Origin of the sequence: Xanthomonas translucens pv. undulosa (assembly GCF_017301775.1) — a bacterium.
In the GTDB taxonomy this organism is placed as follows: Bacteria; Pseudomonadota; Gammaproteobacteria; order Xanthomonadales; family Xanthomonadaceae; genus Xanthomonas_A; species Xanthomonas_A translucens.
The window spans coordinates 3,830,998-3,856,903 of sequence record NZ_CP063993.1 but is presented as its reverse complement, the minus strand read 5'-3'; the positions used below and the strand labels follow the sequence as shown (position 1 = coordinate 3,856,903).

Here is a 25,906-nt window from a genome sequence, read left to right as displayed (position 1 = left end):
AGAGCCGGCACTGGAATCCCCTTGCAGTCCCACCCCGCTTCCTGGCGCACCCGTGCGCTAAAGCTGGCCACGCTCTTCGCGGCCTGGACCGCACTCGTGCCGAGCGCGGCCGCGCTGCAGCCGGACAAGCAGTTCAACCAGTACGAACGCCAGCGCTGGAGCCTGGAACAAGGGCTGCCGCAGCTGAGCGTGCAGGCCTTCGCGCAGGACCGGCAGGGCTATCTGTGGATCGGCACGATGGGCGGGCTGGCGCGCTTCGATGGCGTGCGCATGACCAGCTTCGGCGTAAAGGCACCAGCCAACCTGCCCGGCACCTTGATCAATGCCTTGCACGTGGATTCCCGCGGCGACCTGTGGATCGGCACCTATCGCGGGCTGGCGCGCTACCGTGAAGGACGCTTCAGCAACCTGCTGCCGCAGGATCCGCAAGCGCCGCTGCTGAACATCGAAGCGATCGCGGTCGATGCGCAAGGTACGGTGCTGGTCGCCGCGCAGGACGGCGTCTACGCCGTGGCCGGCGACAGCCTGCGCCTGCGCCTGCGCCATCGCATCGCCGACGGCGCATACGCGCTGTTGCCGCGCAATGGCGAACTGTGGGTCGGCACCCGCGGCGCGGTGCTGCGCTTCGCCGATGGCGATGGCGATGGCGAAACGCTGCCGTTGCCGGCCGATGCGCACACTGCGCCGGTGCGGCAGTTGCTGGATGCGCAGGGACGGCTATGGGCCGGCAGCCGCGACGGCCTTTTGTTCCGCCGCGACGGCCGCTGGCAGCGCCTGCCCGGCGACCCGGCGTTGACACGGCGCGCGGTGGAGGCGTTGTACCAGGACAGCGACGGCAATCTGTGGGTGGGCCTGCCCGGCGATCTGCTGCGCGTGCGCGATGGCGGCATCGTCGAGCACTACGCCGAACGCGAGCAGGACGCCGCCAATGCGATCTTCGAGGATCGCGAGCGCAACCTGTGGCTGGGCAGCCGCTGGAATGGCGCGACCCGTCTGTGGAATGGCTGGACGCGCCGCTACAGCAGCGACGAAGGCTTGTCCGACCCGCTGGTGTGGACGCTGGCGCGCGATCCCGACGGCTCGCTATGGGTCGGCACCGGCAACGGCCTGGCGCGGCTGCGCGATGGCCGCTACCAGCAGGTGCTGCGCCGCGCACAACTGCCCGCCGACGTGCCCTACACCCTGCTCGCCGAACCCGGCCAGCTGTGGATCGGCACCCGTCGCGGCGCGCTGCTCTACCGCGCCGGGCGCGTCACCGAGCCGCCGCTGCTGGCGCCGCTGCACGAACTGCAGGTCAGCGGCATCGTCCGCGACCGCGCGCAACGGCTATGGTTCGCTACCAGCGACGGCCTGTTCGGCAGCGACGGCGTGCGCCTGCAGCGCTACGGCGAGCGCGCGGGCCTGCGCGACCCGCGCATCCGCCTGATCCACGAGACCCGCGCCGGGCGCCTGCTGATCGGCTCCCAGGCCGGCCTGTACGAACTGCACGGCGAGCGCCTGCTGCCGCTCGCCGCGGCCGGCTCGGCGCTGGCCGACGCCGACATCACCGCCGTGCACGAACTGCCCGGCGGACAGTGGGTGGTGGGCACGCTGTCGGAACAGCTGTGGGTGTTCGACGGCAAGCGCTGGAGCATGTTCGACGAACACACCGGACTGCCGGCGAACGCGGCGTTCTTCATCACCGACGACGGCAACGGCAGCCTGTGGGTGGCCGGCCTGCGCGGCGTGTACCGGATGCCGCTGGCGAGCCTGCTCAAGCGCATCCAGGTAGCGGGCACGCCGCTGCAGGCCGAACTGCTGCTCAACGAACGCGGCCAGCGCCACGGCGGCGTGCAGGGCCTGTGCTGCAACGGCGCCGGCAACGGCAAGGGCTTCATCGACGGCGGCACCCTGTGGCTGCCCAGCCGCGACGGCGTGGTGACCATGGACACCGCCGGCATCGTCAAGAACCCGGTCGCGCCGCAGCCGGTGGTGGAGCGGATCCGCGCGCAGGGCCGCTGGATGGCACCACAGGCGCTGCGCGCCACGCCGTTGCCGGCGCAGGCGCGCGACCTGGATTTCGAGTTCACCGCCGCCTCGTTCCAGGCGCCGGAGAACGTGGAACTGCGCTATCGCTTGGTCGGCTACGACCCGCAGTGGCGCAGCCTGGACGACATCCGCCAGCGCGTGGCCAGCTATACCAACCTGCCCGGCGGCGACTACGTGTTCGAGGTCACCGGCAGCAACAACGCCGGGGTCTGGGCGCAGGCGCCGGCACGGCTGCCGTTGCGGATCCGGCTGCGCTTCCAGGAAACGCTGTTGTACAAGCTGCTGCTCGGGTTGGGCGTGCTGGCACTGACGCTGCTCTGCATCGGCATGGCGCGGGTGGTCAACCAGCGCCTGCGCGCAACCCTGGAGCGGCAGGTGCGCCAGCGCACCGAGGCGCTGCAGGCGGCGAACCAGCGCCTGCAGGACGCCAGCTTCACCGACGACCTGACCCAGCTGCGCAATCGCCGCTACCTGTCGCTGCACATCCCCAGCGACATCGCGCTGTACCGGCGCATGGCCGCCAACGACCAGGACATGCTGTCCTCGGGCATGCTGTTCGCGCTGATCGACATCGACCATTTCAAGTCGATCAACGACCGCGGCGGCCACCATACCGGCGACGCGGTGCTGCAGCAGATGGCGCAGTTGCTGGTCAGGCTGACCCGCGAAAGCGACTACGTGGTGCGCTGGGGCGGCGAGGAATTCCTGATGGTGCTGCGCTCGGCGCCGCGCGAGAACCTGACCGTGGCCGCCGAGCGCCTGTGCCGGGCGATCGCTGCGCACAGCTTCGCGCTCGAGCACGGTCGCCAGAGCCAGATCACCTGCTCGATCGGCCTGGCCGAATTCCCGTTCGTGCACGATCCCGACAGCCGCCTGGGCTGGGAACAGTTGCTGGTCCTGGCCGACCGCGCGCTGTACAAGGCCAAGGCCAAGGGCCGCAACGGCTGGGCCGCGTACCGGCCGGTGCTCGGCACGCAGGCCGAACAGGTGCTGGCGGCGCTGCACGAACCGGCCGAACGCATGCAGCACCACGCCTGCCTGAGCCTGGTGCATTCGCGCTGCTGAGCCGCGTTGACGCCGCGCGCGCATGCCCCGGGCTAGAGTCGTGGCCTCCCTGTACGTCTTCCAGCCCGCATGCGCCGACTCCCGCTTCTCGCAGCGCTCGCCGCCGCGCTCCTGCTGGCGCCGCCCAGCCACGCCGCCACGCCCGCGCCGCGCTACGGCGCGCAGCTGGAAGGCTTCGACTATCCGTATCCGCGCGCGCGCTACAACTTCGTCTCGCAGCGCCAGCCGTTGCAGATGGCCTACCTGGACGTGGCCCCCACCGGCACGGCCAATGGCCGCACCGTGGTCCTGCTGCACGGCAAGAACTTCTGCGCGGCGACCTGGGAATCGGCGATCGCGGCACTCACCGCCGCGGGCTACCGGGTGATCGCGCCGGACCAGATCGGCTTCTGCAAGTCGAGCAAGCCGCAGGCCTACCAGTTCTCCTTCGCACAACTGGCGGCCAACACGCACGCGCTGCTGCAACACGCCGGGGTGACCCGCGCGGTGTTCGTCGGCCACTCGATGGGCGGCATGCTCGCCGCGCACTACGCACTGCAATATCCACAGGACGTGAGCCAGCTGCTACTGGTCAACCCGCTCGGTTTGGAAGACTGGAAAGCCGCCGGCGTGCCGTGGCGCAGCGTCGACGACTGGTACGCGAAGGAACTCAAGACCGATGCCGCCTCGATCAAGCAGTACCAGCAGAGCGTCTACTACGGCGGGCAGTGGAAACCCGAGTACGACCGCTGGGTGACGATGCAGGCCGGGCTGTACGCCGGCCCCGGCCACGAGCGCGTGGCCTGGAACCAGGCGCTGACCTCGGACATGGTGTTCAACCAGCCGGTGCTGCAGCAGTTCGCGCAGCTGCGCGTGCCGACCACGCTGTTCATCGGCCAGCGCGACCGCACCGCGATCGGCAAGGACCTGGCGCCGCCGGCGCTGGCCAAGCGCCTGGGCGCCTATCCGGCGCTGGGCAAGCGCGCGGCGGCGGCGATTCCCGGCGCGACGCTGATCGAATGCGCCGACCTCGGCCACGCGCCGCAGGTCGAGGCGCCGCCGCGTTTCAACGCCGCACTGTTGCAGGCCTTGGCCGCGCCGAGCGCTGCGCCTTAGCAGCGCAGCGGTTGCAGGCGCCTCAGCGCACCGCGATCCGCAGCACGTCGTCGAGCAAGGCCGCCGCGGTCACCTCGGCGCCGGCACCCGGACCCTGGATCAGCAGCGGCTGCTGCAGATAGCGGTCGCTGTGGATGGCGACGCGGTTGTCGGTGCCGGCACCGCTGGCCAGCGGATGCGCGAGCGGCAGTTCGCGCAGTCCCACCGACGCGCCATGCGCATCGAAGCGGCCGACGAAACGCAGGCAGGCGCCGTTCGCACGCGCCTGCGCCAGGCGCGCCGCCAGCGGCGCATCCAGTGCAGAGAGTGCGGCATCAACCTCCGGCAACGCCGCCGCGGCCAGCGCCGGCGGCAGCAGCGAATCGACCTGCACCTGCTCGGCGCACAACGACAGCCCGGCCGCGCGTGCCAGGATCAGAAGCTTGCGGCGCACGTCCTCGCCGGACAGGTCCTCGCGCGGATCGGGTTCGGTGTAGCCGGCCGCCGCCGCCTCGCGTACGCAGTCGGAAAACGCCCGGCTACCGTCATAGCGGTGCAGCAGCCAGGCCATCGAGCCGGACAGCACGCCTTCCACCGCGTGGATGTGGTCGCCACCAGCGGCCAGCGCGCGCAGGCTGCTCAGCAACGGCAGGCCCGCACCCACCGTGGCGCTGTCGCCGTAGTGCGCGCCGGCGGCATGCAGCGCGGCATGGATCTGTTCGGCGCGCGCCAACGCCGCGCCCTGGCCGAGCTTGTTCGCGGTGACCACGTGCACCCCGCGCGCCAGCCACTCGGCATGCCGCTGCGCCACCGCCTCGCTGGCAGTGGCATCGACCACGATGTCGCCGCCGCGCAGGTCGGCGGGCTGCGGCGCGCGGCGGCCATCACCGCGCGCGGCAGCGTTGGCCACGACCAGCGCCTGCGCCGGCGCCTGCCGGCATTCCTGCAGGATCCGCGAATTGGCCAGCCAGGCGAACGCCGGCAAGCCCGCGCGGCGCTGCTGCAGCACCTGGTAGCGCGCGACGAAGGCGCGGCCGACCGTGCCGGTGCCGAGCAGGCCGAGTCGCGGCAGCGCGGCATCGGCCGCCCGCACCTGCGCCGGCGCTATCGCATCGGCGACGCTGCTGCTCACGCGTCCACCCGTTTGCGCGCCACCGCCTCGCCCGCCTGCTGCGCACGCAGCAGGCCGGCCTGCAGGTCGGCGATCAAATCCTCGCTGGACTCGATGCCCACCGACAGCCGCAGCAGGCCATCGCTGATGCCGGCGTTGGCGCGCGCTTCGGCGGTCATCGCCGCATGCGTCATCGACGCCGGATGCGCGATCAGGCTCTCGACCCCGCCCAGCGACTCGGCCAGGGTGAAATAGCGCAGGCCATCGACGAAGGCGCGCACCTGCGCTTCGCCGCCGGCCAGCTCGAAGCTGATCATCGCGCCGAAACCGGTCTGCTGCCGCGCCGCCACCGCATGCCCCGGATGCGTGGCCAGGCCCGGGTAATAGACCTGGTTGACCGCGGCATGCCCGTCGAGCAGCGCCACCACCGCCTGCGCATTCTCCTGGTGCACGCGCAGCCGCGCATCCAGCGTGCGCAGGCCGCGCAGGGTCAGGAACGCATCGAACGGCGAACCGGTCAGGCCCAGCGCGTTGGCCCACCACACCAGCTGCTGGTGCAGGTCGGCGTTGGCGGCGATCACCGCGCCGCCGACCACATCGCTGTGGCCGTTGACGTACTTGGTGGTGGAATGGATCACCAGGTCGGCACCGAACGCAATGGGCTTCTGCAGCGCCGGCGACAGGAAGGTGTTGTCGACCACCGCCAGCGCGCCGGCCTTGTGCGCGGCATCGATGACGAACCGCAGGTCGGTGATGCGCAGCAGCGGATTGGACGGGGTTTCGATCAGCACCAGCTGCGGCGACTGCGCCAGCGCCTCGGCCAGCGAGCGCGGATCGGTCAGGTCGGCGGTGATCAGCTCGAAATGGCCCTTCTTGGCCAGCGCGTTGAACAGGCGCCAGCTGCCGCCGTACGCATCGTGCGGCACCACCAGCTTGTCGCCCGGCTGCAGCAGCGCGTTCAACACCAGGTTGATCGCGCCCATGCCGGTGGCGGTGATCACACCGCCGGCGCCGCCTTCCAGTTCCGCCAGCGCTTCGCCGAGCAGGTCGCGGGTCGGATTGCCGCTGCGGGTGTAGTCGTACTGGCGCTTGTTGCCGAAGCCGTCGAAGCTGAAGTTCGACGACAGCACGATCGGCGGGGTCACCGCGCCATAGGCGGTGTCGCGGTCGATGCCGGCGCGCACCGCGGCGGTGGCGGCGCTACAGGGCAGGTCATTGTCGTGGGCAGTGCTCATGCGGTAACTCCGGTGGGGCGAAGGGCGGTGGCGAGGATCGCGTCGATGCGGTCGGTTTCTTTCAGGAAGGCGTCGTGGCCGTACGGCGAGCGCAGCACGCGCAGGCTGCCGCGCGGGCCCAGCCCTTCGACCAGGGTGACCAGGTCGGCCAGCGGCACCAGGCGGTCGCCTTCCACCGCGACCACCACGGTGGGCACGGCGACGGCGGCCGGATCGATGCGGTGCAGGTCGATGGATTCGGACAGGCGCAGGTAGGCGTTGACCTGGGTGCGCGCCACGTACTGCGCGCCGGCGGCATCCAGGTAGTCCTCGGCGGCGACGCGGACGCGGCCGTTGATCACTTCCGGCGGCGCGTCGAAGCGCTCGCCGAATTCTTCCGGGGTGCGGTAGCTGAGCATCGCGAACTGCCGCGCCAGCGACAGCCCGTGGCTCTCGGCGCACTGCAACTGGCCCAGCGCCACCGCGCGGCGCTGCAGCGCGCGCCACGCCGCGGCATACGGATGCGCGCGGTGCGCGCCGCTGACCGCGACCAGCTTCAGCAAGCGCTGCGGATGCCGCACCGCCAGCTGCAGGCCGACCAGCGCGCCGTAGGAATAGCCGACGAAGCCATGCAGTTGGGCGATGCCCAGCGCATCCAGCAGCGCGGCGATCGCATCGGCCTGGTCGGCGCTGTCGATCGGCACGTCCAGGCTGCCGTCGGCGCCGACGAAATCGAACCCGAGCAGGCGCCGCTGGCCCGCATCCAGTGTCCGCCCCGGCCCGACCAGGCCTTCGGCCCAGCCTTTCTCGGGGAAGCTCGCGTTGGCGGCCAGATGGCGGTGCGCGGAAATGCCGCCGGCGACGAACACCACCGGCGCATCGGCCGGGCCGCTCAGTTCGTAGCGCAGGCGCAGCAGCTGCACGCCGGCGTGGCGCAGCGGCAGCGCCACCGCGACTTCGCCGCGCATCGCGATCACGCCATCGGCAGCCGGCGCGACGTCGGCGGCGTAGCGGTCAAGCGCTGGATGCGCGTCAAGCGGGCGATTTGGCGTATTCACGAAGCTCATGGCGGTATCCGGTGAGGAACGGCCATCGAGCTTCGCGGAGCTCGCGTTCGACGTGCGGAAGGCACGAATCGAACCATCTTTCGGCGGACGCGGTGGTCCCCGCAGGATTTGGCACCTACACGGTCGCTTGCGCGCCCGCTGGCTGCCCCGGCATCAAAGGGCCTGTCCCTCCGCCGGTCTCGATGGTGGCGCCACGATGCCAGCGTTTTTCGGCGCTGTCAAATCTCTTTATTCGGATGGAGCGATATAAGAAGCCACATCGGTGACTGCCGCATACTGCGCACCGCCACGGCGCTCCCCACGCCGGCGCCAGGAGCCCCGATGCCCGGCCACTGCCCGGCCCCCGCCCGCGTCCGCGACGCCGCCGCCATCCGCTTGCGCGCTGCGCCGCGCTGGCTGCTGCTGGCCGTGTGCGGCTCGGCGCTGGCGCCCGCCTGCGGCGCGGCCGGCACGCTGTATGCGTGGCGCGACGCTGACGGCGTCGCCCACTACGGCGACCGCGCCACGGATCCGCAGCGCGCGGCGACGCCCGCCCCGCAGCCGCAGCCAGCGGTGGCGGAACTGCCGCTGGCACAGCTGCGCGTGGTCGGCCAGCTCCCGCGCCAGCAGGCCTGGGCCGACAACCGCGTGGACGGGCCGGTGCAGGTGCAACTGCGCTCCCGCCGCGCCGACAACCTCGCCGCAGTTCCTGCACTGCCGCTGCGCGCGCTGCTGCCCGCCCGCGGCAGCGCGCTGCTGTCGCGGCTGTATCCCGGCGACCCGCGCCACCCCAGCCCATTCGAGCTGATCCTGGAGGCCGTGCCCGGCGACCCGGCCGCCAAGCCGCAGGACGTGCTGTACCGGCTGCCGTTCGACGTCGCCCCGGTGCGCGTGGACCAGGGCGTGGGCGGCCGTTTCAGCCACCACGACGCGCAGAACTATTACGCGCTGGATTTCGCCCTGGCCGAAGGCACCCCGGTGCTGGCCACGCGCGCCGGCACGGTGATGCAGGTGCAAGCGGGCTTCGCCGCGGCCGGGCTGGACCGCGAACGCTTCGGCGGCCGTGCCAACTTCGTGCGCATCCTGCATGCCGACGGCAGCATGGCGCTGTACGCGCACCTGGCGCCGCAGGGCATGGCAGTGCGTGCGGGCCAGCGCGTCGCCGCCGGACAACGCCTGGCGCTGTCCGGCAACACCGGCCTGAGCAGCGCGCCGCACCTGCACTTCGCGGTGCAGGTCAACCGCGGCATGCGCCTGGACGCGATCCCGTTCCGCATGGCCGGCGCGCTGGGCGAACTCAGGCTGCCGCGCAGCGAGGACGCCACGGACGCCACGCAACCCGTGCCCGGCGGCGCGGCGCTATAATCGCGCTCTTCCCTGTCGCTGTGATCGCCCAGTGGGCGCCGTTGCCATGTCCGATGTTGCCCAGGAAGCTGCGCGCCGCCGCACCTTCGCCATCATTTCCCACCCCGACGCCGGCAAGACCACGCTGACCGAAAAGCTGCTGCTGTTCGGCGGCGCGATCCAGATGGCCGGCTCGGTCAAGGGCCGCAAGGCCGCGCGCCACGCGACCTCCGACTGGATGGCGCTGGAAAAGGAGCGCGGCATCTCGGTGACTTCGTCGGTGATGCAGTTCCCGTACGAAGGCAAGATCATCAACCTGCTTGACACCCCCGGCCACGCCGACTTCGGCGAGGACACCTACCGCGTGCTCACCGCGGTGGACTCGGCGCTGATGGTGATCGACGTGGCCAAGGGCGTGGAAGAACGCACCATCAAGCTGATGGAAGTGTGCCGGCTGCGCGACACGCCGATCATGACCTTCATCAACAAGCTCGACCGCGAAGGCAAGGACCCGATCGACCTGCTGGACGAAGTGGAGACCGTGCTCGGCATCCAGTGCGCGCCGGTGACCTGGCCGATCGGCATGGGCCAGCGCCTGAAGGGCGTGGTGCACCTGATCAGCGGCGAAGTGCACCTGTACGAACAGGGCCGCAACTTCACCCGCCAGGACTCGACCATCTTCCCGTCGCTGGACGCGCCCGGCCTGGCCGAACGCATCGGCGCGCAGATGCTGGCCGAACTGCGCGAGGAACTGGAGCTGGTGCAGGGCGCCAGCCATCCGTTCGACCTTGCCGCTTACCGCGCCGGCAAGCAGACCCCGGTGTTCTTCGGCTCCGGCGTCAACAACTTCGGCGTGCAGCCGCTGCTGGACTTCTTCGCCGAACACGCGCCGCCGCCGCAGCCGCACGCCACCACCGGCCGCGAGGTACAGGCGACCGAAGAGAAACTGACCGGCTTCGTGTTCAAGATCCAGGCCAACATGGACCCGCAGCACCGCGACCGGGTCGCGTTCATGCGCATCTGCTCGGGCCGCTTCAGCGCCGGCATGAAGACCCTGCACGTGCGCACCGGCAAGGACACCAAACTGGCCAACGCGCTGACCTTCATGGCCAGCGACCGCGAGATCGCCGCCGAGGCCTACCCCGGCGACGTCATCGGCATCCACAACCACGGCACCATCTCCATCGGCGACACCTTCACCGAGGGCGAGGCGCTCGCGTTCACCGGCATCCCCAACTTCGCCCCGGAACTGTTCCGCCGCGCGCGGCTGCGCGACCCGCTCAAGCTCAAGCAGTTGCAGAAGGGCCTGGCGCAGCTGTCCGAGGAAGGCGCCACCCAGTTCTTCCGCCCGCTGATGAGCAACGACCTGATCCTGGGCGCGGTCGGCGTGCTGCAGTTCGAAGTGGTCGCCTACCGGCTCAAGGACGAATACGGCGTGGACGCCAGCTTCGAGCCGGTCGGCGTGGTCACCGCGCGCTGGGTGCATTGCGACAATCCGAAGAAGCTGGAGGAATTCCGCGAGAAGAACGCGATGAACCTCGGCATCGACGGCGCCGGCGAACTGGTCTATCTGGCGCCGACCCGGGTCAACCTGCAGCTGGCGCAGGAACGCGCGCCGGATGTGCGCTTCGCCGCGACCCGCGAGCACGCGCACAGCGTCGCGCTGGACTGAGGCGCCGGTCTGCAGCGGGCAGCGCGCGGGCGTGAACCGCGCGCCACGTGCTGCGCCGCAACGGATGCGAATCGCTCGCAGTTGAGGTACCTTTTCGCGCCATGGAAGCAGACCCACGGCCCTCGCTCATGAATGCCGACGCGCCGCCTTCTACGGACTGGCGCGACGAACTGGCCAGCGCGCTGACCCACGGCCTGGGCGCAGTCGCCGCACTGGCCGGCAGCTCGGTCCTCATCACCCTCGCCGCGATCTACGGCGACGGCTGGCAACTGGCCGGTGCCATCGTGTTCGGGGTCGCCTTGCTGCTGCTGTACACCGCCTCCACGCTGTATCACGCCATCCCGCATCCCGGCGCCAAGGCGCGGCTGCAGGTGCTGGACCACTGTGCGATCTACGTGCTGATCGCCGGCACCTACACCCCGTTCACCCTGATCAGCCTGCGCGGCCCCTGGGGCTGGGGCCTGTTCGCGGCGATCTGGAGCATCGCCCTGGCCGGAGTGGTGTTCAAGCTGTTCTGCACCGGCCGCTTCCGGCTGCTGTCGACCATCCTCTACCTGGCCATGGGCTGGCTGATCGTGGTGGCGATCGAGCCGCTACTGCACTCGGTCGATATGCGCACCCTGTGCTGGCTGCTGGCCGGCGGCCTGTTCTACACGCTGGGCACCTACTTCTATCAACGCGACACGGTGCGCTACTTCCATGCGATCTGGCACCTGTTCGTACTTGCCGGCAGCGTCTGCCATTTCGTTGCGGTGACCGCGCAAGTGCTTTAGCGCGCCTGGCATGACGCGCGGCTTTCGCGCCCCGTGCACGCGCACCGCCTACTATGGCTGGATGGATCGCGAACCCACTTCTACACAACGTGGCCGACGCCGCTCCTGGCCCTGGCGCCGCAACGATGGCCGCCTGCGGCGTTGGCCGTTCGTGCTCGGCGCGCTGGTACTGGTTCTGTTGATCGTCATCCTGGTGTTCGACTGGAACTGGTTCAAGGGTCCGGTCGAACGTGCCGTGCAGGCCAGGACCGGCCGCGCATTCCACATCGACGGCAACCTCGACGTCGACCTCGGCAGCACCGTCACCCTCCACGGCGAGCGCCTGCGCTTGGCCAACGCGGACTGGTCGAAACAGCCGCAAATGGCCAGCGCGCAACGTGCCGAGATCGACCTCGCATTGTGGCCGCTGCTGCGCGGCAAGCTGCGCATTCCCGAGATCCGCCTGACCCAGCCGAACCTGCTGCTCGAAACCGGGCCGAACGGGCAACCCGGCAACTGGAACTTCGGCAGCAGCGATGGCGGCACCCAGGTGGTCCTGGGCCGCATGCTGGTGCAGCAGGGACGGCTGCGCTTCCAGGACGTCCCCGGCCGCACCGATATCGACGTCAGCGTCGACAGCCTGACCTCGCAGCGACGCCGCGGCGACGCAGCGCCGCCGATCGCGGTCGCCGGCGATGGCCGCTGGCGCGGCAACCCGTTCACGCTCAAGGGCAGCACCGCTTCGCCGCTGGAACTGAGCGAAAGCGACCACCCGTTCAAGATCGACCTGCGCGGCAGCGCCGGCAGCACCCGCGCGCACATGCGCGGCACCCTGACCAATCCGTTCCGGCTGCGCGTGTTCGACCTGCAGCTGAGCCTGGCCGGCACCGACATGCAACACCTGTATCCGCTGCTCGGCATCGCCATGCCCTCCACCCCGCCCTATCAACTGGACGGCCGGCTCAAGCGCAATGGCGAAATCTGGCGCTACGAGGACTTCAACGGCCGCGCCGGCGACAGCGACCTGGCCGGCACCGTGCAGATCGACAGCGCCGGACAGCGCCCGTTCCTGCGCGCCGACCTGCGTTCGCGGCGCCTGGACTTCGACGACCTGGGCGGCTTCGTCGGCGCACCGCCGCGCACCGGCGCCGGCGAGACCGCCAACGACGAACAGAAGGCGCAGGCGGCCAAGCTCGCGGCCAGCGCCAAGCTGCTGCCGTCCACCCCGTACGACCTCGGCAAGCTGCGCGCGATGGACGCCGACGTGCGCTGGAAGGCGCAGCGGATCAACGCGCAGACACTGCCGCTGGACGCCATGGACGCGCACCTGAAGCTCAACGACGGCGTCCTGCTGCTGCAGCCGCTCGACTTCGGCGTAGCCGGCGGCAACATCCGCTCGGACATCCGCATGGATGCGCGCAAATCGACCATCGCCACCCGCGCGCAGATCTCGGTGCGCGGCATGCAGCTGGGCAAGCTGTTCCCGGACGGGCAACTGGCCAAGGAAGCCTCCGGCGCGATCGGCGGCGAGATCGCACTGGCCGGCACCGGCAACTCGATCGCGCAGATGCTCGGCAGCGCCGACGGCAGCGTCGCCGTCGGCATGGGCAAGGGCCACGTCAGCAACCTGGTCATGGAACTGGCCGGGCTGGACATTGCCGAATCGCTGAAGTTCCTCGTCACCAAGGACCGGCAGATTCCGGTGCGCTGCGCGTTCGGCGATTTCGCGGTCAGGGACGGGGTGATGGACGCGCGCGCCCTGGCCTTCGACACCACCGACACGTTGCTCGTCGGCAGCGGCAACATCGACCTGGGCCACGAAACACTGGACCTGCTGCTGAAGGCGCGCCCGAAGGACCACAGCATTTTGTCGTTGCGCTCGCCATTGCGCGTCGCCGGCACCTTCAAGGACCCGACCTTCCGCCCCGACTTCAAGGCCCTTGGCATGCGCGGCGCCGTCGCCCTGGCGCTGGGCGCCATCGCCCCGCCGGCGGCCCTGCTGGCGACCTTCGAGACGGGGCCAGGCAAGGACGTCGATTGCGTCGGTCACCGCTCTAAGTAGCCGGGACTCGGGACCCGGGACTCGGAAAATCAAAAGCTCATATTGCGCTCTTGCTTTTCCGAGTCCCGAGTCCCGTCAACTACTGATATAGCGCTGCAACTGATCCAGTTCCCGCTGCTGCTCCTCGATCACCGCCTTGACCAGGTCGCCGATCGAGATCACTCCGACCACCGCGCCGGCCTGCACCACCGGCAGATGGCGGATGCGTTGGCCGGTCATCAGTTCCATGCATTGCTGCACGCTCTGCGACGGGTCCACCGTGTATACCTTCGTGCTCATGATGTCGCGCACCGGCGTGGTCGCCGAAGAGCGGTCCTGCAGCACCACCTTGCGCGCGTAATCGCGCTCGGACAGGATCCCGGCCAGGCGCCCGTCCTGCATCACCAGGACCGCGCCGATGCCCTTGTCGGCCATCAGCCGCAGCGCATCGACCACCGCCGCATCCGGCGCCACCGCATGGATCTCACCGCCCTTGTCGCCCAACAACTGTCGTACCGTACGCATCGCTGCCTCCCGGTTCGCTGGATCGCACGGCCGAGCATACTCCTCCGCCCGGCGCACGCCAGGTATCGACCAGATACAGCGGCCGCTGCTTGGATTCCTCGTACAACCGGCCCAGGTATTCGCCGATCAGGCCAAGCGCGATCAGCTGCGTGCCGCCCAGGAACAGGATCACCGCCATCATCGTCGGCCAGCCAGCGACCGGATCGCCCCATAACGCCGCCTTGACCACGATCCAGGTGCCGAACAGAAAGGCGCCGAGCGCGGTCGCCAGTCCCAGATAGGTCGCCACCCGCAGCGGCGCAGTGGAAAAACCCGTGATGCCTTCCAGCGCGAAGTTCCACAGCCGCCACAGGCCGTACTTGCTGCGCCCGGCCAGGCGCGGCGCACGCCGGTACGGCAACGCCAGCTGGCGGAAACCGACCCAGCCGAACAGCCCCTTCATGAAGCGATGGCGTTCGCGCAACTGCGCCAGCGCCGCCAGCGCGCGCGGCGACAACAGGCGGAAATCGCCGGTATCGGCCGGGATCGGGGTCTTCGACAGGCGCCCGATCACGCGGTAGAACAGCGACGCGGTGCCGCGCTTGAGCCAACTCTCGCCCTCGCGCGCGATGCGGGTGCCGTAGATGTCGTCGTAGCCGGCGCGCCACTGCGCGACGAACTGCGCGATCAGCTCCGGCGGATCCTGGCCGTCGGCGTCCAGCAGCATCGCCGCGCCGTGCTCGACGAAATCCAGGCCGGCGGTCAGCGCCAGTTCCTTGCCGAAATTGCGCGACAGGCGCAGCGCGCCGACCCGCGGATCGGCCGCGGCCAGCGCCAGGATCACCTCCCAGGTCGCGTCGCGGCTGCCGTCGTCCACGTACAGCACCCGCCCCTCCAGGCCATCCACGCCATCGAGCGCGGCGAGGATCCGCGGCTGCAGCAACGGCAGGGTCTGCGCCTCGTTGAAGGCAGTGACGACGACGGTCAGGCGCTCGGGTTCCATGGGCCGATGGTACGGAGCGGACTGCGCGTTCACCAGCGGCAGCGCGCCACCTGACCAGAATCCGGAGTCGCTCCCTTCTCCCACCGGCAACGGCCGTTCCTTCTCCCCTCGGGACCATGGCCGCCTTTTTGCGGGAAGGTGGCGCGCAGCGCCGGATGAGGGAACGGGCGAAGCCTCGCATACCCAAATCCGCCAGGCGCTTCGCGCCGGACCCTCACCCTCACCCCTCTGCCGATGGGAGAGGGGCTAAAACGCAGCGCCTGCGCTACAAAAACGCCGCATCGCGGCGAACGTCGCACGGCGCTGTGCCGCACGCGCCGTAGCGCAAATGTTCCTAAGGCGCCTGCAAATACGCCGGCCCGCCCAACTGCCGCGTCTGCCGCTGGATCCAGTTGGCGCGGCGCTGCACGTACGGCCCCGGGTGCGTGGCGGCGTAGCGCTGCGGCGCCGGCAGCACCGCCGCCAGCAGCGCGCTCTGCGCCGGACTCAGCTGCGCCGCATCCTTGCCCCAGAAACTGCGCGCCGCCGCCTGCGCGCCGTAGACCCCATCGCCGAACTCGGCGACGTTGGCATACACCTCCAGGATCCGCTGCTTCGACCACAGCGCCTCGATCAGCACCGTGTACCAGGCCTCCAACCCCTTGCGCAGCCAGCTGCGGCCCTGCCACAGGAACAGATTCTTGACCACCTGCTGGCTGATCGTGCTGGCGCCGCGCAGGCGCCCGCCGCGCGCATTGTGGTCGCGCGCCTTCTCGATCGCCTCCAGGTCGAAACCGTGATGGCTGGGAAAGCGCTGGTCCTCGGCCGCCACCAGCGAAATCGGCAGGCTCGGCGCGATCTGCGCGCTGTCGCGCCAGTCGTAGGCGACGCGGAACGACCAGTCGCCCTCGCCCCAGGCGCCAAACTGGCGCTCCAGCATCATCGCTGAGAAGGGCGGATCGACGAGGCGCAGCATGATCACCTGCGAGACGCTCGCCAGCGCGAACAGCAGCGGCGCCGCCAGCAGCCAGCGCAGCCAGCGCCTGCGCCGCGGCCGCGGCACGGCCGCGCCACTTGCAACGCCCCGCGTCGCCCCCATTGCTATGCGTTCTTCGACTTTGTCCACCGTGATGACCCACTATCCTGCGGTCGCCATCTTCCCATGCGCAGCGAGGCCGCGATGCATTCTTCCGATCACGATCACCTGACCCGCTTCCTGCTGCCCGGCGCCGGCGTGCGCGGCGTGCACGTGCGCCTGCAATCGGCCTGGCGCGAGATCCTCGCGCCGGCCAGCTATCCCGCCGCGGCCACCGAATTGCTCGGCGAGGCCTGCGTGGCAGCCGCCCTGTTCACCGGCCACACCAAGGTCGACGGGCGACTGTCGGTGCAGTTGCGCAGCCAGGGCGCGCTGCGCACCCTGTTCGCCGAATGCACCGCGGCCGGCACCCTGCGCGGCATCGTCCAGCTGACCGAAGGCAGCGACGCGCCGCGCGACCTGCGCGCGCTCGGCACCAGCGCGCTGCTGGCGATCACCATCGAGAACCCGGGCCTGGATCCGCGCGAACCGCAGCGCTACCAGAGCCTGGTGGCGCTGTCGGCGGCCGAACTGGGCGAGGCCTTCGAAGACTATTTCCGCCAGTCCGAACAGCTGCCGACGCGCCTGATCCTGGCCGCCGACGGCCACCAGGCGGCCGGCCTGCTGTTGCAGAAACTGCCCGGCGACAGCGGCGACGAGGACGGCTGGAACCGCGCCGGGGCCTTGTTCGAGACGGTGAGCGAAGCCGAATTGCTGGCCCTGCCGGCGGCAACCCTGCTGCACCGGCTGTTCCACGAGGAAGCGCCGGAACTGCTGGGCACCAGGCCGTTGCGCTTCGGCTGCTCCTGCTCGCGCGAGCGGGTGGCGGCCATGCTGCGCTCGCTGGGCGAGGAAGAAGCGCGCGCCGCCGCCGAGACAAGCGGCCAAGTTGAGATACGGTGCGAGTTCTGCGGCCGTCGCTATGACTTCCCCTTGACGGAATTCGGCGTATTGTTCGCTGCAACACCGGCTGAACCGACGCCTCCCGAGCGCTTGCAATAGTCGGAAATGGGGATTAGGACAGGGAGTCCGACTTGTTAAAGAAACATAAATCCTCTAGCATCATTGCCCCTGCCCGGCGGGAACTTTAGTTCCTGCCCGAGAGTCATACACTGCCGATGCGAGCCTTACTGCGCCTACCACTTGCCCTGCTGATCGCCCTTGCGGCGAGCACGGGCGCGCACGCGCAGAGCAAGCCCGCCGGCACCCACGACCGCACCGTGCTGCCGGTGTGGAACAAGGGCAGCGGCAAGGTCGAAGCCTTGCTGTACCTGGAACCGACTGGCGAACAGGCGGTCGGCGCACGCTGGCACTTCGGCCGCAATTCGCTCGACGCCGCCTTCGGCCTGTCGTCCGGCGATTCGCTCGGCCTGCTGTGCAACAGCGCCAGCGGCAGCAGCATCAGCGGGCTGGCCAGCCATTGCATGCTCGCCAGCCTTGGCGACGACGACGGCGATGTCGGCCACCATGTCGCTGCGACCACCACCTTCAACCGTCCCGGCGGGCGCCTGTCGCTATCGGCGGGGACCGGCCGCGAGAACATGCCGCCATGGCTGGCGGGAGCCAACAAGACCCCATCGCTGCGCATGGAGCAGAACGACCTGACCGTGTTCGCGCAGCAGAATATCGGCCGCGAAGGCTTCGTCTCGATCGGCGGCACTTACGCCCGAGCGCGCCTGGTCCCGATCGCCGACGCCTCGCAGGCGCTGGTCGACCAGTGGGACAGCAAGAGCCTGAGCATCGGCGGCGGCTACGGCTCCTTCAGCGCCAACGTGATCGGCCGCGTGGTCGACGCACCGGGCCAGCCCGGCAAGTGGTCCGGTCTCGGCGTGGGCCTGACCTGGCGCACCCCATGGAGTGGCCAGCTGACCGTCGGCGCCGAGAACGTGGTCACCAGCGGCAAGAATCCGTTCGCCCCGAACAACATCAGCACCGAGGAAGGCACCATCCCCTACGTGCGCTACGAACAGGATTTGTAAGCCCTTAATCTTCAATGAAATTTTTGTTGAAAAAAGCGCCCATAGGCGCTTTTTTTGTGATGAATGGCCGGTGTCCCCATCTCCAACGTTCACCCAATTCCACCAACTTGTTAACGCTACTTTAATTCTTCGGCAAGGCGAGATACCATCGGGTCACCCTGAAGGAATTGGCGTCGCTCTTTCGACTCCACCGGCAGGCACAACACACCATTGGGTCAAACCAAGATCTCATTCGGAGAGAGAGCTAATGAATTGTAAGACCAACAAACTGCGCGACGCCGTTGTGCTCGCGCTGGTCGCGGGCGCGGGCGCGGGCGTCAGCATCAACACTGCCTCGGCACAGGACGCCGGCACCGGCGCGACCAATCTGGATCGCATCGAAGTCACTGGCTCGCGTATCCGCTCGGTCGACGTCGAAACCGCTCAGCCGGTCTTCACGGTGTCCTCCGAGGAAATCAAGAAATCAGGCCTGGTCAGCGTCGGCGACGTGCTGCAGAACCTGACCGTTTCCGGCACCCAGACCTACAGCAAGGCTGCCGTGCTGAACTCCAACCCGGAACAGGGCGGCCAGTACGTCAACCTGTACAACCTGGGCGAGCAGCGCACCCTGGTCCTGGTCAACGGCAAGCGCTGGACCTCGAGCCTGGCCGGCTACACCGACATGTCGACCATCCCGGCCGCCTTGATCGACCGCATCGAAGTGCTGAAGGACGGCGCCTCGGCGATCTACGGCTCCGACGCCATCGCCGGCGTGGTGAACATCATCCTGCGCAAGAACTTCGATGGCGCCGAAGTCTCGGCGCTGGTCGGCCAGAACAGCCGCGGCGACGGTCAGAAGGAAGCGTATTCCTTCACCCTCGGCGCCAGCGGCGAGCGCTCCTCGATCATCTTCGGCGCCAACTACACCAAGGAGGATCCGGTATGGGCGAAGGATCGCGTCCTGACCCGGACCCAATTCGGCCCGAACCACCCGCTGGACGCGCTCAGCGCGACCGGTCCGTGGGGCCGCTTCAATGATCCGCGCGCTGCCGGGACCGCCGGCGCTGGCAACTACTTGGACAAAGATGGCAACGTCGTCGCCCCCGGCGCTGGCACCTGGACCCCAAACACCTGGGTGCTGAACCACTCTGGTACCTGGAACGGTGCCGGAACCGGGTCGGACTCGCGTGATTTTAACAATTATCACATCGGCGTAGGCACCGACGACCGCTTCAACGCAACCCAGCAGATCATGCTGGCGCAGGAAACCGAAACCAAGTCGGTCTTCACCGGCGGCAGTTTCGAGATCAACAACTACGTCACCTTCAAGTCGACGGTCATGTACTCGGAGCGCAACTCCGAGCGCCAGGTCGCCGGCTATCCGCTGAGCGGCGTGTCGCAGCCCAAGTATCCCGTGGCCATCAGCGGCCAGAGCTACTACAACCCGGTCGGCGAAGACATTAACTCCTGGTTCCGCCGCATCATCGAGATCCCGCGCGTTTCGCAGAACAACGTGAAGAGCTACCACTTCGACGCCGCGTTGGAAGGCGCGTTCGAAGTCGGGACGCACGGCTGGAACTGGGACGCAGGCATCAACTACAACAAGTTCGACGTGACGCAAATCAGCACCGGCAATGTCAACTTGCTGGCGCTGGAGAAGGCACTCGGGCCGTCGTTCCTCAACAACCAGGGCGTCGTCCAGTGCGGCACTGCCGCCAATCCGATCCCGCTGGGCACCAGCCTGTCGGCTGGTCAGTGCACACCCTTCAACATCCTGGGCGGTCCGTCGGCCTCCACCGCCGACGCGCTGAAGTACGTCAACACCCTCAGCCAGGCCACCCAGCAGAGCGTGAGCAAGCAGTACTTCGCCAACATCACCGGCGGCCTGTTCGACATGCCGGGCGACGCGGGCGAATTCGCCTTTGCGGCCGGTGTCGAGCACCGTGAAGTCTCCGGCTACGACTACCCGGACCAACTGTCCAGCGCCGGTTATACCACCGACCTGGCCGCTGGCGCGACGACGGGCAAGTACAAGACCGACGAAGTCTATCTGGAGCTGATGATCCCGTTGCTGAAGGATCTGCCGTTCGCCAAGCAGCTGTCGTTCGATGTCGCCAGCCGCTATTCCGACTACGATCGGTTCGGCGACACCACCAACAGCAAATTCAGCCTGACCTGGAAGCCGGTTGAGGACCTGTTGGTCCGTGCCACCTACGGCAAGGGCTTCCGCGCCCCGACCCTGGACGACACCTTCGGCGGCGGCTCGCAGTCCTTCGACCCCATGACCGATCCGTGCGATGCCCGCTTCGGCCTGCTGTCCACCCCGGCCGTCGCGGCCCGTTGCGCCAGCGAAGGCCTCGCACCGACCTTCCGTCAGACCGACAACGCCGGCGTGCCGGTGACCGCGCGCGAAATCCAGGGCAACTCACCGTTCAAGGCCGGCGTCGGCAACGCCAATCTGGAACCGGAATACAGCAAGACCCGCACTGTCGGCCTGGTGTTCAGCCCGCGCTGGATCCAGGGCCTGGACTTCTCCCTGGACTGGTACAAGATCAGCATCTCCAATGTCATCACCGCGGTCAGTGCGACCTATGTGTTGAACCAGTGCTACAACGGCGTGACCTCGTTCTGCAACTACACCCGTGACGCAAGCAGCGGTCAGGTCGTGACCCTGAGCCGCGGCAACACCAACCTGGGGGCGCTGGAAACCGAAGGCTACAACTTCGTCATGAACTACCGCCTGCCGGAATTCGCGGTTGGTCAGTTCGCGCTTCGCCTGGACAGCAACTATCTGGTTGCGTTCCGCAGTCAGAGCGACGACACCTCCCCGTGGGACGACGCCGCAGGTTACTGGAACTACCCACGCGTGCGCGCCACAGTGGGCGTCAACTGGGCCAAGGGCGACTTGTCGGCCAACTGGAACCTTCGCTATTACGGCGGCTATCGCGACTTCTGCTATAACGCGGACGAGTGCAACGAACCGAACTACCAGACCACCAATGCCGGCTGGGGCGGCGGCGTAGGCGCCAACAAGAAGGGCTCGATCAGCTACCAGGACGTCTCGGTCAGCTGGGCAGCCCCTTGGAACGGCTCGGTCACCCTGGGTGCTCGCAACGTCTGGAACAAGCAGCCGCCGATCACCAACTCGCTGACCAACAACAACTCGTCGTCGATCGATCCGATGCTGGACTACGACCGCTACCTGTTCATGCAGTATACCCAGAAGTTCTGATCGCTGCTGATCGCGATCTGATCGTCTAAAGCAACGGCCCCGCAAGGGGCCGTTTCTTTTTTACGGTCCAAGGCATGTAATGGGTCAGGGTGTAACTAGTCGATTTCCGGTCTCGCCGCCACCAGCTGGGGCTGGGGAGAGGCTGAATGCCGACAGGTCAGCCACTGTCCACCCTGACATTGGTCAGAGAAATCTGACGCGGCACCGGGGCCTTCACCTAGTGGACCGGCCAGCCTTTCGTAGACATCCAGTTGCCATAATTGATGGCAATGACCGAGGTGTTTATGGGCAACAGCAAGCAGTACACGGATGAGTTCCGTGCCGAGGCGGAGAGGCAGGTGATCGAGCGTGGCTTCACGGTGGTTGACGTCGCCTCCCGCATAGGGATTCCCAAGCACACGTTGTATGGCTGGGTGCAGGCGGCCAAGAAGACGGTACCGGCCCCTGGAGCCCCGGCCGCGCCGAGCGACTCGGCCGAGATCCGCCGGCTCAAGGCTGAGCTGCGGCGGGTAACCGAGGAGCGCGACATCCTAAAAAAAGCCGCCGCGTACTTTGCCAAGGGGTAAGGGCGAAGTACGCGTTCATGCGCGCGCACGTCCGGGAGTTCCGTCTGGTGGCGATGTGCCGGGTGCTGGACGTGCAACGCAGTGGCTACTACGCCTGGCTGCGCCATGGCGCCAGTGCTCGCGAGCGCGAAGATCAGCGTCTGCTGGGGCTGATCAAGCACCACTGGCTGGCCAGCGGCACGGTGTATGGCTATCGCAAGATCACCCTGGACCTGCGCGAGGCCGGCGAGCGCTGCAGCCGGCACCGCGTCCTGCGGTTGATGAAAGCAGAAGGCCTGCGTGCCCAAGTCGGCTACGGCCGCAAGCCACGTCATCACGGTGGTCCCGTGGGCGTGGTGACCAATGTGCTCAACCGGGAATTCGCGCCACAGGCGCCGAACAAGGTCTGGGTCACGGACATCACCTACATCAGGACCTACGAGGGCTGGCTGTTCCTGGCGACGGTGATGGATCTGTACTCGCGGCAGATCGTCGGCTGGGCGACGGCGTCGACGATGACCAGCGATCTGGTACTGCAGGCGCTGGTGGCGGCAGCTTGGCGGCGCAAGCCGGGCCCAGGTGTGCTGGTGCATTCGGATCAGGGCTGTCAGTTCACCAGCAGCGACTGGCAGTCGTTCCTGAAAGCGCACCGGATGGTGCCGAGCATGAGCCGACGCGGGAACTGCCACGACAACGCCGTGGCCGAGAGCTTCTTCAGCGTCTTGAAGAAGGAGCGGATCAAGCGGCGGATCTACCCGACACGCGCCATGGCAGCATCGGACGTGTTCGACTACATCGAGATGTTCTACAACCCGATCCGCCGGCATGGTTCCGCTGCCGGGCTGTCACCTGTAGAGTTTGAAAGGCGCTACGCGCAGAGCCGCAACTGAGTGTCTACGGAACTCTGGCCAGTCCACCCGTCACTCACAGTGCCTAAGCAGTCCTCTGAACCTCTCCCCAGCGGAGGACGGGGTAACGGCGCCCGATCGGAACGCGCTGTTGTCAATCAAGATCAAATCCTGGCTCCGGCCTTCGACTCCAACAAGGCGTTGGAGAAATTCATTTCGCTCAAGGATCGCGCCGCAAAGGGCGATGCAGCCTCGCAGCGAGAGCTGGCGGAGCTGTACGGCTGACCTGCCCCCACTGAGTCATACCATCTGAAGCTGTAAAGTCCGTCAAGCCAAGAGGACGGACATGAAGAAGAGCAGATTCAGCACCGAGCAGATCATCGGGTTCATCAAGCAGGCCGACGCGGGCATGGCCGTGGCGGAGTTGTGCCGCCAACATGGCTTCAGCCCAGCCAGTTTTTATCAGTGGCGGGCCAAGTACGGGGGCATGGAGGCCGACGAGGCCAAGCGGCTGAAAGAACTGGAGGTCGAGAACAATCGGCTGAAGAAGTTGCTGGCCGAAGCGCACCTAGACATCGAAGCGCTGAAGATCGGCTTCGGGGTAAAACGCTAGCCCCGCAACGCAAGCGCGAGGCAATCCGACGAATGCTCGAACACACCGCGTTGAGCGAGCGCCGGGCTTGCCGCCTTGCGGGGCTGTCCCGCGATGCTTTCCGCCACGAACCCGTGCCGACGCCAGCCACGCAGGCGCTGTCCGCGCGGCTGGTCGAGCTGGCCCAGGCCCACCGCCGCTTCGGCTATCGCCGACTGCATGATTTGTTGCGCCCGGAGTTTCCGTCCGTGAACCACAAGAAGATTTATCGCCTGTATGAGGAAGCCGAGCTGAAGGTGCGCAAGCGGCGCAAGGCCAAGCGTCCGCTAGGCGAGCGCCAGAAACTGCTGGCGGCCTCCATGCCGAACGACACCTGGAGCATGGACTTCGTGTTCGATACGTTGGCCAACGCACGCCGCATCAAGTGCCTGACCGTGGTCGACGACTTCACTCGCGAGAGTGTGGACATTGCCGTGGATCACGGCATCAGCGGCGCTTACGTGGTGCGGCTGCTCGATCAGGCGGCGTGCTTCCGTGGCTATCCACGCGCGGTCCGTACCGACAATGGCCCGGAGTTCACCAGTCGCGCCTTCATTGCCTGGACACAGCGACATGGCATCGAGCACATCCTGATCGAGCCGGGTGCCCCCACGCAGAACGCCTACATCGAAAGCTTCAACGGCAAGTTCCGCGACGAGTGCCTCAACGAGCACTGGTTCACCTCGTTGGCACAAGCGCGGGACGTGATCGCAGACTGGCGACGCCACTACAACGAGATCAGGCCGCATAGCAGTTGTGGTCGCATCCCGCCGGCACAGTTCGCCGCCAACTACCGTACACAACAAACCAACGACGCAGTAACCTTCAACCCAGGGCTTTATCAGTAATCACTGGTACGGACGGTGGGGGCAGGTCACGGCCTCTGCATTCCGGTCAACACGAATTCCGAGCGTTATTTGGCGAGTTACGAAGCAATTGCCAAGCAAGCGAAGACGCCAGCCAATGCCGAAGGATTACGCCACGCAGCAAAGGCTGCTGTAAACGAATGCTCGGTCGTTGATAATGGGGCAATCATCCCGATTGAGGCGCGCGAGTTATGGCTCGCGCAAGCCGCCAAGAATGGTGACTTGGCCGCACAAGCGCAGATTTATCTGACTTCAAACCAAAGGCCGCAGGGTGAGCAATTGAAAGGCTTCATGGATCGCGTTGTTAATAGCAGAGATCCGAACGCCGTCTTCGAGATGGGGCAACTGGTGGCCGGTAACGTGGATTCCGGTGATGTCGGGGCCTACACCAATGTGGCAAGCGACAAGCTTTCTGGCTATGCCTGGAGCATCGCAGCCTGCCGGATGGGGTTGGCGTGCGGGACCGGCTCGGAGATCATGAACTCCGCATGCTTGAACACGTCTGGTTGCTCCAGCACAGATTTTGAATCGTTCGTACGGGATAATCTCGTCAGTGCAGGCGATGCAGCCTTGCTAAATAGCAAGGTCCAGGAGGTAAGCGCGTTCCTACCAACCAAAAAGTGAGGCTCTATGGAAAGGAAGTCTTTGACGAAGAAGCGGTTCAGCTTATTCGCCGCAATGGCGCTGTCTTTCGCGGCGATTGCTGGGACGATCAGCATCAACGCCGGCACAGCGCCGTATAACACGGTCGCCGCAGCACAGGGTATTTTCGGCCGATGACATGGGAGAGCTTCGAATCGCTGCCTTGACAGCACTAGTCGGAATGTATCGCACGGTGAATGGCACGGGTTCCGTGGGTATCGGCGATCAGGTCAGCGTAACCTACTCGGATGGATCGAAAGAAAAGGGTTCCGTGGTCTGCAACGTCGGCACCGTGTGTGTCACGCCTATCCCAGGCACGCAGCAGGGTGGCGGTGGTGGTGGTGGCGGTGCCAATCTGCCCGGTGGCTGCATTGGAAACTGCGGCGTCGTCACTGTCGGCACCCCCTGATCGAAGCACAAGGCGCCGCACGGCGCCTTGTGTCGCTTCTGAGCGAACTGGGATGGTAGGGCAAGGTCGTCTGGCAGCCGGGGTATTTTCAAGGACGGCTCATTGCAACGAAGGAGGCTCACGTCCAGCAACCGGTCAATTAGTTCCGGATGAATTACTCAAGTCCCTTTGGGAGTGGACGGCCGCAAACGCAGACGACCTCCTCATCCACGCAGTGAATCACCCCGGAATCAACGTCACGATGACGTGCTCGACATAGGCCTCGAATTCCTCGCGCGCCTGCTTGGGCTGGTGCAACTGCAGCGACAGCTGCAGGAAGCCGACGTAGGCCGCGTAGGCCAGCCGGGCGCGGTGCTGGGCATCGGTGCGGCTGAGCCCGGCCTGACGGAACGAGGCGATCAGGTACTCCATGCGCCGCTGCGACACCCGGTCGATGACCGGGCGCACCGCGGGATGGTCCAGCGCCTTCAACAACTCGCTGTAGATGATGTGCGGCTTGACCTCGTGCGCGACCAGCTGGAACAGCGCGCGCAAGCGGGTGCGCGGATCCGGCACTTCCTCCAGGCTGCCGAACACCTGTTGCTGTTCGACCAACTCCCAGCGCTCCAGCGCTGCCTGCAGCAGCGCATCGCGCGACGGGAAGTGCCAGTAGAAGCTGCCCTTGGTCACGCCCAGTCGCCGTGCAAGAGGCTCCACCGCCACCGAGTTGACCCCCTGTTCGGCGATCAGGTCCAGTGCGGCCTGCGCCCAATCCTCGGCGCTGAGTCGGTTGTTGCGGCCACCGTTGGGAGCGGCGGCCTCGTCTATGGAAGACACGGAGACATTGTTCATCCGTCGATTTAACCATACGGGGAAGCCGATTGCAGT

Annotated in this window: 19 protein-coding genes and 1 riboswitch; of the genes, 12 read left to right on the top strand and 7 right to left on the bottom strand. The window is 67.4% G+C overall.

All coding sequences use genetic code 11. The features are described from left to right. The first annotated feature begins 96 nt into the window (after window positions 1-96). Window positions 97-3,093, top strand: coding sequence for a ligand-binding sensor domain-containing diguanylate cyclase (locus tag ISN38_RS16325; protein ID WP_241753962.1), 2,997 nt, complete (start codon window positions 97-99; stop codon window positions 3,091-3,093). A 69-nt stretch (window positions 3,094-3,162) separates the two neighbouring features. Next, window positions 3,163-4,188, top strand: coding sequence for an alpha/beta fold hydrolase (locus tag ISN38_RS16320; protein WP_003471706.1), 1,026 nt, complete (start codon window positions 3,163-3,165; stop codon window positions 4,186-4,188). Window positions 4,189-4,210: 22 nt separating this feature from the next. Here the strand turns inward: ISN38_RS16320 and ISN38_RS16315 are convergent, their stop codons facing one another. Genes ISN38_RS16315 through metX form a run of 3 tightly spaced genes read right to left on the bottom strand, consistent with a single transcriptional unit; the run spans window position 4,211 to window position 7,559 of the window. Next, the gene (locus ISN38_RS16315) at window positions 4,211-5,275 is read right to left on the bottom strand and encodes a homoserine dehydrogenase family protein (RefSeq protein ID WP_047325640.1); all 1,065 of its coding nucleotides are present in this window, start codon (window positions 5,273-5,275) and stop codon (window positions 4,211-4,213) included. A 20-nt stretch (window positions 5,276-5,295) separates the two neighbouring features. Continuing rightward, on the bottom strand, window positions 5,296-6,513 hold the full coding sequence (locus ISN38_RS16310) for an O-succinylhomoserine (thiol)-lyase (RefSeq protein WP_003472881.1): 1,218 nt from the start codon (window positions 6,511-6,513) through the stop codon (window positions 5,296-5,298). Further along, entirely contained in the window at window positions 6,510-7,559 is a 1,050-nt protein-coding gene (gene metX, locus ISN38_RS16305; protein WP_003472882.1) for a homoserine O-succinyltransferase MetX, read from the bottom strand. Before metX ends, ISN38_RS16310 begins: the two co-directional genes overlap by 4 nt. 70 nt (window positions 7,560-7,629) lie before the next feature. Continuing rightward, a riboswitch (SAM riboswitch) is annotated at window positions 7,630-7,748 on the bottom strand. Between the two features lie 132 nt (window positions 7,749-7,880). Here metX and ISN38_RS16300 point away from each other — a divergent pair. From ISN38_RS16300 to ISN38_RS16285, 4 genes are all read left to right on the top strand, one after another. Beyond that, entirely contained in the window at window positions 7,881-8,903 is a 1,023-nt protein-coding gene (locus tag ISN38_RS16300; protein WP_199222585.1) for a peptidoglycan DD-metalloendopeptidase family protein, read from the top strand. A 46-nt stretch (window positions 8,904-8,949) separates the two neighbouring features. Continuing rightward, window positions 8,950-10,554, top strand: a complete 1,605-nt coding sequence (locus ISN38_RS16295) for a peptide chain release factor 3 (protein ID WP_003466981.1) — start codon at window positions 8,950-8,952, stop codon at window positions 10,552-10,554. 128 nt (window positions 10,555-10,682) lie between these two features. Further along, on the top strand, window positions 10,683-11,327 hold the full coding sequence (gene trhA, locus ISN38_RS16290; protein ID WP_003466980.1) for a PAQR family membrane homeostasis protein TrhA: 645 nt from the start codon (window positions 10,683-10,685) through the stop codon (window positions 11,325-11,327). Window positions 11,328-11,388: 61 nt separating this feature from the next. After that, window positions 11,389-13,368: an AsmA family protein gene (locus ISN38_RS16285; protein ID WP_058362693.1), complete on the top strand. Its 1,980-nt coding sequence runs from the start codon at window positions 11,389-11,391 to the stop codon at window positions 13,366-13,368. Between the two features lie 75 nt (window positions 13,369-13,443). Here ISN38_RS16285 and ISN38_RS16280 read toward each other — a convergent pair whose 3' ends face one another. The 3 genes from ISN38_RS16280 to mtgA form a co-directional block, all read right to left on the bottom strand. Beyond that, complete coding sequence (locus tag ISN38_RS16280) at window positions 13,444-13,872, bottom strand: CBS domain-containing protein (RefSeq protein ID WP_003466978.1); 429 nt, start codon at window positions 13,870-13,872, stop codon at window positions 13,444-13,446. Beyond that, on the bottom strand, window positions 13,832-14,854 hold the full coding sequence (locus ISN38_RS16275; RefSeq protein WP_003466976.1) for a glycosyltransferase family 2 protein: 1,023 nt from the start codon (window positions 14,852-14,854) through the stop codon (window positions 13,832-13,834). Before ISN38_RS16275 ends, ISN38_RS16280 begins: the two co-directional genes overlap by 41 nt. A gap of 334 nt (window positions 14,855-15,188) precedes the next feature. Next, window positions 15,189-15,932: a monofunctional biosynthetic peptidoglycan transglycosylase gene (gene mtgA, locus ISN38_RS16270; RefSeq protein WP_038237021.1), complete on the bottom strand. Its 744-nt coding sequence runs from the start codon at window positions 15,930-15,932 to the stop codon at window positions 15,189-15,191. A gap of 63 nt (window positions 15,933-15,995) precedes the next feature. On the opposite strand from mtgA, the gene hslO reads away from it, so the two are divergent. The 6 genes from hslO (at window position 15,996) to ISN38_RS16240 (ending at window position 24,612) form a co-directional block, all read left to right on the top strand. Further along, entirely contained in the window at window positions 15,996-16,910 is a 915-nt protein-coding gene (gene hslO / locus ISN38_RS16265) for an Hsp33 family molecular chaperone HslO (protein ID WP_003466974.1), read from the top strand. A 116-nt stretch (window positions 16,911-17,026) separates the two neighbouring features. Next, entirely contained in the window at window positions 17,027-17,887 is an 861-nt protein-coding gene (locus ISN38_RS16260) for an XOO1806 family protein (RefSeq protein WP_003466973.1), read from the top strand. A gap of 247 nt (window positions 17,888-18,134) precedes the next feature. Beyond that, the gene (locus tag ISN38_RS16255) at window positions 18,135-21,098 is read left to right on the top strand and encodes a TonB-dependent receptor plug domain-containing protein (RefSeq protein WP_047325126.1); all 2,964 of its coding nucleotides are present in this window, start codon (window positions 18,135-18,137) and stop codon (window positions 21,096-21,098) included. Between the two features lie 284 nt (window positions 21,099-21,382). Continuing rightward, a protein-coding gene (locus ISN38_RS16250; protein WP_199222609.1) for an IS3 family transposase occupies window positions 21,383-22,533 on the top strand; the annotation gives its coding sequence in 2 pieces (ribosomal slippage) (window positions 21,383-21,638 and window positions 21,638-22,533; 1,152 coding nt in all). Between the two features lie 304 nt (window positions 22,534-22,837). Further along, window positions 22,838-23,970, top strand: a protein-coding gene (locus ISN38_RS16245; RefSeq protein ID WP_108084527.1) for an IS3 family transposase whose coding sequence is annotated in 2 segments (ribosomal slippage) — window positions 22,838-23,093 and window positions 23,093-23,970 — 1,134 coding nt in all. Because the reading frame shifts where the segments join, the coding sequence is not laid out codon by codon here. Between the two features lie 69 nt (window positions 23,971-24,039). Continuing rightward, window positions 24,040-24,612: a hypothetical protein gene (locus ISN38_RS16240; RefSeq protein ID WP_206711912.1), complete on the top strand. Its 573-nt coding sequence runs from the start codon at window positions 24,040-24,042 to the stop codon at window positions 24,610-24,612. 646 nt (window positions 24,613-25,258) lie between these two features. Here ISN38_RS16240 and ISN38_RS16235 read toward each other — a convergent pair. Beyond that, window positions 25,259-25,870: a TetR/AcrR family transcriptional regulator gene (locus ISN38_RS16235; RefSeq protein WP_003466971.1), complete on the bottom strand. Its 612-nt coding sequence runs from the start codon at window positions 25,868-25,870 to the stop codon at window positions 25,259-25,261. Between the last annotated feature and the right edge of the window lie 36 nt (window positions 25,871-25,906).